Source organism: Micromonospora sp. NPDC005173, assembly GCF_040608515.1.
Lineage (GTDB): Bacteria > Actinomycetota > Actinomycetes > Mycobacteriales > Micromonosporaceae > Micromonospora.
This window is the reverse complement of sequence record NZ_JBEXIK010000064.1, coordinates 24,852-34,901: the sequence shown is the minus strand read 5'-3', so window position 1 is coordinate 34,901 and position 10,050 is coordinate 24,852. Positions and strand designations below refer to the sequence as shown.

Genomic DNA, 10,050 nt, shown 5'->3' with positions numbered 1-10,050 from the left:
AGGCACCCGACAGCGCCTGGATCAACAACCCCGCCCGGCAAGAACAACCCGCCCGCTAACGACAACCTGTCTCAGGTTGACTTGACAACTACCGCAGCGGCCCCGGCGCTGGATCATCGACTTTGGCCTACGGCCTCTTGAAGAGGCTATGAAGTATCCAGCCGCCCTGGAGATCCTGCGAGATCGAGTCAAACCGATCCGCGACAATGACCGCCGCAAGGACAGACGCGAAAGGTGGTGGCAGTTCGGCAAGGATCATGGCCTGCGGGTTCGGTGGTATTACCTTCCTCGCTACATCGCTGTGCACGTACGGGACACACGCCTACTGACGACCTGGTGTGAGCCTTGGACCTGCCCCAGCAATCAGATAGTCACCATCACTCTTGATGACGACTACTCGATGGGAATCCTCTCCTCCATCACTCACGGCGCCTGGGCGTGGTTTCAGTCCTCGACTGTCAAAAACGATCTACGCTATGCCCCGACCTCCACATTCCTGACGTTCCCGTGGCCTTCCCCCGTCACGGACGACCAGCGGGCGCGGGTGGCGGAGGCAGGTCGGCGGGTGATCGCCCGCCGGCAGGAGATCTGCGCCGAGCAGCAGTTCGGGCTGACCAGGCTCTACGACCTCGTGGACGAGGGCGCCTACGCCGACCTCAGGAAGCTGCACAGAGAGCTGGACGAAGCGGTGGCCGCCTGTTACGGATGGCCCACGGCGATCGCCCAGGACAAGGACGAGATCGGCCGACGACTGTTCGCTCTCAACGTCGAGATCGCTCGGGGGCGAGGCTATGACCCGTTCGCTTGGCGGGCCGGCGAAGCGTCCGCCGAGCAACTCGGTTTCCCGGCCGTTTGACGCCCCGATCTCCGGCGCCCGCGTGGGGCGGAGCACCGGAGGATCGTCACTACGGGCGGTCGAGGGTTCCCGACCGCGTCACCGAACCCCGCCACCTCGACACAGTCCCCGTCCCCGCCGGATCGGGAAGACGTGCGCCACACACCGCCACAGGGACCGCCACCGGGAGATTCATGAAGGTCTCTTTCAATCATCGATGGTTGTTGGTTGAATATCTTCACCCAACCGACCTTCGTGCCCCTTCGACCCTCGGAGAGACCTCGTGAAAATCGCCACCGCCGCGCGCGCTCTGATCACCGGGGTGACGGCGGCCGCCATGGTGCTGCTCGGGCCGGTGGGATCCGCGTCCGCCGCGACCACCACCGTGGACAACGCGACCGCCGGACGCTTCACCGCCAGCGCCAACTGGGGCACCTCGTCCTGGTCCGGCCAGAAGTACGGAGCCGACTACCGGTTCGCGACGCCCTACACCGGCGGGAGCGACGCCGCCTGGTTCTCCGCCTCGATCCCGACTGCCGGCGCACACCTCGTCGAGGTGTGGTACCCGGCGGACGCCGGATACAACAGCGCCACCCCGTTCATCGTGGCAACCGCCGGCGGCAACCAGACCGTGGTCGTGGACCAGCGCTCCAACGGAGGCCGTTGGGTCAGCCTCGGCACCTTCACGCTGGCCGCCGGCGACCACCCCGTGGTCGGGGTGAGCCGCTGGAGCACCGGCACCGGCTACGTCGTCGCGGACGCCGTCCGGATCACCTCCACAAGCGGCGGCTCCGGCTTGTCCTTGCCGCTGACGAAGAGCGCGCTGCCGCGCTCCGAGTACGACGACCCGCACCACGACTACCCCGCCATCGACCTTCCCGTCGGCACCGGCACCCCGGCGTACGCCGTGCGGGCCGGCACCGTGACCATCATCAACGACAGCTCCTGCGGCCAGGGCGTCAACCTCACCGGCACCGACGGAGCGGTCTACACCTACTGCCACTTCTCGGCGTGGTCGGTGAGCAACGGCGCGTCGGTCGCGCCCGGCCAGCAGCTCGGCCTCACCGGCAACACCGGCAACTCCACCGGGCCGCACCTGCACTTCGGTATCCGCACCGGCAGCACCCGGCGGTGCCCGCAGAACTTCCTGCTGGCGCTCTACGACGGGGTGACCCCGCCGGCGGCGACGAGCCTGCCCACCACGGGCTGCTTCTACACGAGCCTCGGCGCGGCCCGGAGCCTGCCGCTGGGCTGACCACCGGCGCACCGTACGCCGGAGCCGCCGGATGACATCCGTCCGGCGGCTCCGGCATGCCGCACGGCGGGCGATCCCGTGCGTGACGGGAGGCGGTACGGGGAAAGGAACCCCGATGGGCGGCGGGCTGCAACAGACAAAGCGGATCATCAGTGCGGCGTTCCGCCCGGTGCAGGGGCGGGACCTGTCGCTGCACGCCGCCGCCATCACGTTCTACGGCGCGATCGCGGTGGTGCCGGTGGCTCTACTGGCGATCTGGCTCACCTCTCTGGTCGCCGGGGCCGACCGGGTACGCAGGCTCACCTCGTACGCCGTGGAGGCGCTGCCCACCGCGATCGGCGCGCCCCGGGCGGTGGCCGCGCTGGTCAACGCCGGGGTGGAGTTGACGCCGCTGCTGGCGCTGGCCTCGCTGCTGCCCGCGTCGCTGTACGGCGAGGGCCTACGGCGGGCGTTCGTCTCGGTGGCCGAGCCTCGGTCGGACGAGCACCTGGTCGGCTGGCGGGGCCGGCTGCTCCTGCTACCGCTGCTCGCGCCGGCCCCCGCGCTACTGCTGTCGATCCTGCTGGCACTGCCGCTCACCACCGGCCTGGTCCGGCAGGGCGGCTGGGTGGGTGCGTTGGGCGTGGTGGTGTCCTTCCTGGCGGTCTGGCTGGTGCTCACGCCGGTGCTGCTCTGGGTGTTCCGGGTGGTCGGGCCGGCGTCACCGGACTGGCTCTCGGCGCTCATGATGGGGTCGTTCACGGCGGCGAACCTGTCCGGTTTCATGCACGGCTTCGTGCTCTTCGCCTCCCTTCCGCTGGACCTGGGTGTGCCGTTCGGCGGCTTCGACGAGATCGGCGCCGGCGTCGCCGTGCTGCTCTGGCTCTACCTGTTCCACGTCATCGTGCTGTCCGGCTACTCAGCCACCCTGGTCCTGTCCCGCTGGCGCGCCCAGCGCAGCCCCCAGCGGGTCAGCGGCGGAAGGGGCCGGTGACCTCGTAGGTGATGCCACCGCTGCCGGTGGAGGTGCCGGAGGGGCCGCGCTGGGAGGAGAAGTAGAGGCGGGAACCGTTCGGGGAGAAGGCCGGGCCGGTGATCTCGGAGGAGGACCGCCCCAGGATCCGCACGACCGGCGCGACCACGCCGGCCGGCGTGATGACGTTGATTTCCATGTTTCCGCCGTCCTCGGCGACGTAGAGGTCACCCGCGGCGGTGCCGGTGATGTTGTCCACGCCGGTCAGCGGTGCGGTGCCGGCCGGCACCAGCGAATCGTCGTAGGCCAGGTCGAGGCGCTGGTTGACCGCGTCGTACGCCCACACCCGGTTGTCGCCCTTGGTGGTGAACCAGCAGGTCCCCCGGTCGTACCAGCAGCCCTCACCGCCGTCGAAGTGCTTCGCCGCGCCGACCTGGAAGCGGGTGGGGATCGGGAAGCCGTCCCGGTCCGGCACGTCCCGCCACGTGACCGGGCCGGCGACCTGCCCGGCCGGCGCACAGAGCACCTGGACGCGTCCGGTGCGCAGGTCGCCCCAGGTGTCCGGCACGAACCGGTAGAAGCAGCCGTCCTCCTCGTCCTCGGTCAGGTAGACCACCCTCCGGTCCGGGTCGCAGGCAGCGGCCTCGTGGGTGAAGCGACCCATCCGGGTCCGCTCCTCGGCCGCCCGGCTGCCGTCCGGCCACGTCTCGAAGACCCGGCCGAGCGGCACCTCCTCACAGGAGAGCCACGTGCCCCACGGAGTGGGGCCACCGGCACAGTTGACGTTGGTGCCGCCGAGGATCCGGTACGCCGAGGCGACCGAGCCGTCCGCGGCGAACCGGACCGCCGAGGCACCGCCCACCAGCGGGATCTCCGAGTTCGACACATAGATCCAGCCGTCGCCGGCCGGGAAACAGGCACCCCCGTCCGGCGCCCAGTGCCAGAGGTACGAGGTGCCGGCGACCCGCTGACCGGAGCGGGCGATGACCCGGCTGGTGAAACCGGCGGGCAACTGGACGCCATTGGCGTCGGCTTCCAACAGTTCCCCGTAGGGACCGGGCCCGGGCTGGGCGGGGGCGGCCAGCGCCGCGCCGGCCCAGAGGCTGCCGGAGAAGGCGGCCGCCCCGGCGACGGCGGAACGCAGGACAGTACGACGATCCACGGATACCTCCCAGATGACGGTCGATGCCCCGATGACGCTAGGGCCACCGGGGCATCGATCGCATCCACTATCCGGTAAACGCGAAATGACGCCTCCCGGGCTCCGTATCCCGCCGGCACCCCCACAACCGGCCCGGCCCGACTAGGCTGCCCGGGCATGAGCAGCCCCGATGCGCTTCCCGCTCGCGCCGACGTCGTGATCGTCGGTGCCGGGCACAACGGCCTGGTCTCCGCCATCCTGCTGGCCCGCGCCGGGCTGGACGTCCTGGTGCTGGAGGCCGCCGACGTGATCGGCGGTGCGACCCGCACCGAGACCCCGTTCCCGAAGGTGCCCGAGCTGCGTCACTCCACCGGGTCGTACCTGCTCGGGCTGATGCCACCGGAGCTGCTCGCCACGCTCGACGTGCGGATCCCGGTGCTGCGCCGCGACCCGCACTACTTCCTGCCCACGCCGGGCGGCCTCGGCTCCCCCTACCTGCTCTTCGGCAGTGACACCGCGGCGACCCGGGCGCAGCTCGCCGAGTTCTTCTCCCCCGCCGATGTGGCCGCCGACGACGCCATGCAGGCCGAGTTGGCCGCGCTGCGCGAGGATCTCGCCCCGGCCTGGCTGGCCGAGCCGCTGACGGCCCAGGAGACCGCCGAGCGGCACGTCCGCCCGGCGCTGCGCCAGGTGTTCGTCGACCTGGTCCAGGGCTCGGTCGCCGACTACCTCGCCCGCTTCGAGTTCCGCTCCGAACTTCTGGTCAGCATGTACGCGGTGACCGACGGGCTCTCCGGGCTCAACGCAGGCCCGGACGACCCCGGCACCGGCCACAACTTCCTGGTCCACAACATGTGCCGGCTGCCCGGCTCGGGCGGCACCTGGATGATCGCCGAAGGCGGGATGGGCACGGTCTCGCGTACGTTCGCCGACGCCGCCCGCGCCGCCGGCGCGACCATCCTGACCGGTACGCCGGTCACCGCGGTGACCCTGGACGGCGGCGCGGCGAGCGGGGTCGTGCTCGCCGACGGCCGGCAGGTCGCCGCCCAGGTGGTGCTCGGCGCGTGCGACCCGTACCGGCTGATGGACCTGTTGCCCGACGGCGCGCTACCGGCGCCGCTCGGCGAGCGGATGGCGGCGGTCCGCCGGCCCGGCACCACGCTGAAGCTCAACCTGGCGTTGACCGGGCTGCCGCATTTCTCCTGCCTGCCGGCCGGCACGCCGAGCCCGTTCGGCTCGACCATCCACCTGCTGCCCGGCTCCGCGTCTCTGGTCGGCGGGGAGGCCACCTCGCCCATGGCCGCGCTGCGCGCCATGTGGGCGGACGTGCAGGCCGGCCGACTGCCGGCCGAACCGACCATCGAGTGGTACCTGCACACCACCGTCGACCCGTCACTCTCCGACGCCGCGGGGCACCACTCGTCGGCGCTCTTCGTCCAGTCGGTCCCCTACGAGCTGGCCGGCACCACCTGGGATGCGGCGCTGCCCGGCTACGTCGACCGGCTGATCGAGATCGTCGAGCGGTACGCCCCCGGCACCGGCGACCTGATCGCCGACGCCGTGCCACTGCCCCCGCCGGGCATCGAGGCCCACTTCGGCATCACCGGCGGGCACATCCACCACGTCGACAACACCGTCTCGTTCACTGACCGGATGCCCTACGCCACCGGGATCGACGGCGTGTACGCCGGCAGCGCCGGCTGCCACCCGGCCGGCAGCGTGATCGGCGCCGCCGGCCACAACGCCGCCCGCCGCATCCTCGCCGACCTAGGCCGCTGACCCCTCCCTGGACGGGTCGGCGGACGGCCGAAGGTCGCCGGGACCGCCGATCAGGTAGAAGGCGACCAGCAGGAGGTACGCGCAGAGGCTGAGGATGGGGTCGATGAAGACGAAGGCGAAGGCGACCAGGTAGAGCAGGGGCTTTTTCAGGATCCGCCGTGCGATCGCCCGGGCCAGCCGAGGATCCAGGTCGGGGTGGAGCAGCCCGCGCCGACGGGCCCACCACCAGCTCAGGTTGACGAAGAGCGCCTCACCGAGCACGGTGCCGAGGTAGAGGGCGGCGGTCAGCCGCTGCTCGATCGCACTACCGCGCAGGTTGTCCGACAGCAGGTCGGCGGTGAACGGGATCGTGGCGATGAAGAGCAGCACGAGCAGGTTGAGGACCAGCAGCATCTGGTCGACCCGGACCACATACCGCCACAGGTTGTGGTGGGCGAGCCAGACCTGCCCGGCGATCGCGAAGGTGATCACGTACGCCAGGTAGGACGGCCAGGCGTGGGCGAGGGCGTCCGGAAGCTCCCGCCCGCTCTCCCGGGCCGGGCCCGTCTGGAGCAGCTCGACGGCCATCACCGTCAGCACGACCCCGAAGACCCCGTCGCTGAACGTCTCCACCCGGGCAGCGTCCCGAGCCTTCTCCCGGCCGCGCCCGTACCGGTACTCGTTCTCCCGCGCGTCCGCCCCCGCCACGCCCGCCCCACTCTCGGTGGTGTCCGGCTGCTACCGGCCCGCGGCTTTCGCCACTCCACTGATCGTGGCGCACAGAGGGGCCGCGCGGAGCGGATCGAGGTGCGACCGGGGCACGACGTCGCGCGCCCCGGCCGACTCGTCAGATCACGGCTTCGCCGGCGGGGGCGGGCGCCTCCGCGTCGACGCGGTGGGCGCGGACCTTGTGGCCGACGCTGGTCAGGCAGCGGCCGCTGGGCAGGTCGAAACGCCAACCGTGTAGCTGACAGGTGAGCTGGTCGCCCTCAACGATGCCGAACCGGGTCAGGTCGGCCTTCAGGTGCGGGCAGCGCCGCTGGATCACCCAGTCGCCCAGGGTGACGTCCTCGGCGTCGGTGCTCCGCTCGTGCTCGTCGTACCAGCCCTCGGCGTACTGGAGCCGCTCCTCGGAGAGGCACTTGAAGAACGCGTAGACGAACTCGTTGTACTGGCCGATCCGGGCCGCCGAGAACCGGCAGGAGAGGAAGAGCGAGTTGACCCAGTCCACCTCGTCGATGAACAGCAGGTGCTCGATCAGCGCCCGCTCGGTACGGAACCGGTAGCGGACCTTCTCGTCGGCGTACGGCCGGACCTCCTTGCCCGGGAAGTCCACCACGATGGATTCGACACTCTCGCCGTCGTAGCCCACCAGGTCGAAGCGGACCGGGCCTCCGACCCCCTTGGCCAGGTAGATCGACTCGTCGAGCAGCGGCTCGATCCGGGCCTTCATCTGGCCGAGCACGTCCACCTCGGGGTGCCGCCAGGACGCCTTCTCCGCCTCGATGATGGGGCGCTTGCGCTCCCGCATCTCCTCCAGGTGGGCGACCTTGTTCGCGAAGAACTCCTCGATCGGCACCGGGTGGGTGGTGGTCGCGCCCTCGGTGGTGACCTCGGTGACGCTGCCCGGCAGCAGCACGATCCCGTTGGTGCCGCCGACCTTGGCGTACTCCGCCAGGAAGACGGACTGGTCGGGGAAGATGTTGCCCTCGTCGCCGTGGATGTCGTTGAACTGCCACAGCGCGTCGTCGAGGAAGCACGGCGGGCCGGCGATCGGGAAGACGTGCGACGCCTTCAGGTCGTCGATGTAGCGCCAGGTCCGGTCGAACTGCCGCTCGCGCTTCTGCTTGCCGAACGCGGTCTTCGCCGCCTGCGGCAGCTCGTAGACCATCGGGTACCAGATCGCACCGGAGAACTGGAGCATGTGCGCGTGCACGTGCCCCAGCTCAGTGAAGACGCTCAGGTCGGTCGGGCGCGCGTCGTTCTGGTTGAGCAGCCGCACCCCGTCGTACTCCACCCAGAGCGAGGAGTCGCCGATCGGGCCGTCGGTGGGGCTGGTCAGCGCCTGGATCATGACCTTGAGCCCGCCGTCCAGCTCGACGACCTGCTCGTTCGGCGCCTTGAGGAACTTCGTGAAGCCCAGCTCCCGCAGCTCGTCCTCCATCTCGGAGGTGGGGAACTCGGGCAGCAACACGGTCGCCTGCTTCGACACGAACCGCCTCAGGTGCTCCGCATCGAAGTGGTCCCGGTGCAGGTGGGAGACGTACAGGTAGTCGACCTGGCCCAGGCTCTCCCAATCCAGCAGAGAATTATCCGGGAATGGGAACCATGAGGCGAAATAGGCCGGATTGACCCACGGGTCGCACAGGATGCTGCCCGCGGCCGTGTCGATCCGCATACTGGCGTGCCCGGTTCCGGTCACTCGCACCGCACAGTCCCCCTCAAACAGACAATCAGGTGTACGCCAAACGCTACCGGAGGGAGTCTGACCGCCGCCCCGCGACGCCCGTAGTGCCATTGGGCCCGGGCCGGCAGGGCCTGACGGCCGGGAAACCCCCACCGCGCCGCCCCGAGCAGGAGGCGTGCCAGACTAACCAAAGATCCGATCGCGAGGGAAGGACCGACAGTGGCAGGAAGCGAGCCGGTAACGTCGCCAGACCAGCACAAGCCCGGGCACCGTAAGGCCGGGCGCATTGGCGCAGTGCTCTCCGCGCTGGCGCTGCTGGCGATGATCTGCGGCAACCACGAGGGCAAGGTCGAGGACATCTGGTTGGTCGGCCTGGCCGCGCTGCTGCTGATCATCGTGATCGGTGACGTCGTGCTGCGGCGCAACGGTCTGCGCTCCTGACCGACCGACCGTCGGACAACCGGCCGACAACGCCGAGGGCCCGCCCCCACCCGGGGGACGGGCCCTCGTCCGTACGCGTCGGGGTCAGCGCCCGAAGAGGATGTCCTGCACGTCCTTGAGCGCGGCGTCGACCTCGGCCTCGAAGTAGCCGCCGGGAACCAGGCCGAACCGGAGCGTGTCCAGGTCCTTCGGGTTGACCGGCATCGGGTTGCGGCCCTGCATACCGCCGAGCAGGGTGTCGAAGAACCGGTCGACCTGGTCCGGGTCGTACCCGCTGCCGAATCGGCGCACCTGGAAGCTGCGCCGGATCTGATCGACGCGGTACAGCTCACTGCCGGGCGGGCCGGCCATCGGCGGACCCCCGACCGGCGGGCCGGCAACGGCGGGCGGACCGGCCATCGGCGGGCCACCGATGCCCTGCTGCGGCATCGGGGGCGGGCCGGCCGGACCACGTCGCATGTCGCGCAGGTCCCGCTCGGGCATCCGGATCTCGGCGGTCATGTCGGCGCGACCGTGCCGACCGGCCTCGAAGCCGTCGAAGCGCGGCTCCTCCGGGGGGTAGCCGCCGGGCGAGCGCTGGTCATCGGGAGGGCCGTAGCCACCCGGCATCCGCTGGTCGTCGGGGGGGCCGTAGCCACCGGGCATCCGCTGGTCATCCGGGGGGCCGTAGCCGCCGGGGCCGGCGGGCAGGCCGCGCTGCGGGGCACCGTGCCCACCCATCGGGCCGCCAGGCCCCATCGGGCCGGGGCCGCCCGGACCGCGTGGCCCGTCGTAACCGCCGCGGGGGGCGTCATACCCACCGGCGAAGGCGCCGGTCGGCTCGTCGTAGCGGCCGTAGCGATCGGCGGGTGGGCCGGCCTGCGCCGGCATCGGCCGGGGCGGCATCGGCTGCGGAACCATGCCCCGGTCGTCGCGCATCGGCGGACCCAGCCGGTCCGGCGGGCCCATCCGGTCACCCATCCGGGGGTCGCCGCCGCGCCCGGCGGCACTGCGCTCCTCCAGCTCGGCCAGTTGCCGCTCGACCCGGTCCAGGTGCAGGTCGACCTGCCACTCGTCGTAGCCGTTGAAGCGGACCCGGAAGACGACGTCGTGGACCTCCTGGGAGGCCACCGGCGCGCCGACCTGTCGGCCGTCGAGCGTCGCCTCGACCCGGTCGAGGAAGGCATCCACCTCGTCGACCTTGTATCCCCGGCGGAGCGCCTTGCGCCGGAAACGCTGACCCTGACTCGCCACTATGTCTCCTGGTCTCGTTCGCCACGCC

9 protein-coding genes and 1 pseudogene are annotated in these 10,050 nt (G+C 70.9%); 5 read left to right on the top strand and 5 right to left on the bottom strand.

Annotated features, from left to right (window positions below; genetic code table 11):
- The first annotated feature begins 112 nt into the window (after positions 1-112).
- Positions 113-856, top strand: a complete 744-nt coding sequence (locus ABZV00_RS35030; RefSeq protein WP_355614156.1) for a type IIL restriction-modification enzyme MmeI — start codon at positions 113-115, stop codon at positions 854-856.
- 68 nt (positions 857-924) lie between these two features.
- Here ABZV00_RS35030 and ABZV00_RS35025 read toward each other — a convergent pair.
- Positions 925-999: pseudogene (locus ABZV00_RS35025) on the bottom strand (DUF397 domain-containing protein); the annotation flags it as partial.
- 119 nt (positions 1,000-1,118) lie between these two features.
- Between ABZV00_RS35025 and ABZV00_RS35020 the strand changes: the two are divergent.
- Together ABZV00_RS35020 and ABZV00_RS35015 are read left to right on the top strand one after the other, a co-directional pair.
- Positions 1,119-2,090, top strand: coding sequence for a peptidoglycan DD-metalloendopeptidase family protein (locus ABZV00_RS35020; protein WP_355614150.1), 972 nt, complete (start codon positions 1,119-1,121; stop codon positions 2,088-2,090).
- A gap of 115 nt (positions 2,091-2,205) precedes the next feature.
- Positions 2,206-3,063 carry a YhjD/YihY/BrkB family envelope integrity protein gene (locus ABZV00_RS35015; protein ID WP_355614147.1) on the top strand — a complete coding sequence of 286 codons (858 nt, stop codon included), beginning with the start codon at positions 2,206-2,208 and terminating at the stop codon, positions 3,061-3,063.
- Here the strand turns inward: ABZV00_RS35015 and ABZV00_RS35010 are convergent.
- Positions 3,041-4,204 (bottom strand): alkaline phosphatase PhoX, encoded by a 1,164-nt coding sequence (locus ABZV00_RS35010; RefSeq protein WP_355614144.1) that lies wholly within the window; start codon positions 4,202-4,204, stop codon positions 3,041-3,043. The genes ABZV00_RS35015 and ABZV00_RS35010 overlap by 23 nt on opposite strands.
- A 156-nt stretch (positions 4,205-4,360) precedes the next feature.
- Here ABZV00_RS35010 and ABZV00_RS35005 point away from each other — a divergent pair, with 156 nt between their 5' ends.
- Positions 4,361-5,962, top strand: coding sequence for an NAD(P)/FAD-dependent oxidoreductase (locus tag ABZV00_RS35005; RefSeq protein WP_355614141.1), 1,602 nt, complete (start codon positions 4,361-4,363; stop codon positions 5,960-5,962).
- Here the strand turns inward: ABZV00_RS35005 and ABZV00_RS35000 are convergent.
- Together ABZV00_RS35000 and ABZV00_RS34995 are read right to left on the bottom strand one after the other, a co-directional pair.
- Entirely contained in the window at positions 5,951-6,649 is a 699-nt protein-coding gene (locus ABZV00_RS35000; protein WP_355614138.1) for a TMEM175 family protein, read from the bottom strand. The genes ABZV00_RS35005 and ABZV00_RS35000 overlap by 12 nt on opposite strands.
- A gap of 139 nt (positions 6,650-6,788) precedes the next feature.
- Entirely contained in the window at positions 6,789-8,369 is a 1,581-nt protein-coding gene (locus ABZV00_RS34995) for a Rieske 2Fe-2S domain-containing protein (RefSeq protein WP_355614135.1), read from the bottom strand.
- A gap of 198 nt (positions 8,370-8,567) precedes the next feature.
- On the opposite strand from ABZV00_RS34995, the gene ABZV00_RS34990 reads away from it, so the two are divergent.
- Positions 8,568-8,789 (top strand): DUF2631 domain-containing protein, encoded by a 222-nt coding sequence (locus ABZV00_RS34990; RefSeq protein ID WP_355614132.1) that lies wholly within the window; start codon positions 8,568-8,570, stop codon positions 8,787-8,789.
- Positions 8,790-8,873: 84 nt separating this feature from the next.
- Here the strand turns inward: ABZV00_RS34990 and ABZV00_RS34985 are convergent, their stop codons facing one another.
- Positions 8,874-10,022: a DivIVA domain-containing protein gene (locus ABZV00_RS34985; RefSeq protein WP_355614129.1), complete on the bottom strand. Its 1,149-nt coding sequence runs from the start codon at positions 10,020-10,022 to the stop codon at positions 8,874-8,876.
- Positions 10,023-10,050: the final 28 nt, after the last annotated feature.

Coding starts and splice junctions, on each gene's coding strand:
- ABZV00_RS35015 (WP_355614147.1), top strand. CDS start 2,206: ATGGGCGGCGGGCTGCAACAGACAAAGCGGATCATCAGTGCGGCGTTC.
- ABZV00_RS35005 (WP_355614141.1), top strand. CDS start 4,361: ATGAGCAGCCCCGATGCGCTTCCCGCTCGCGCCGACGTCGTGATCGTC.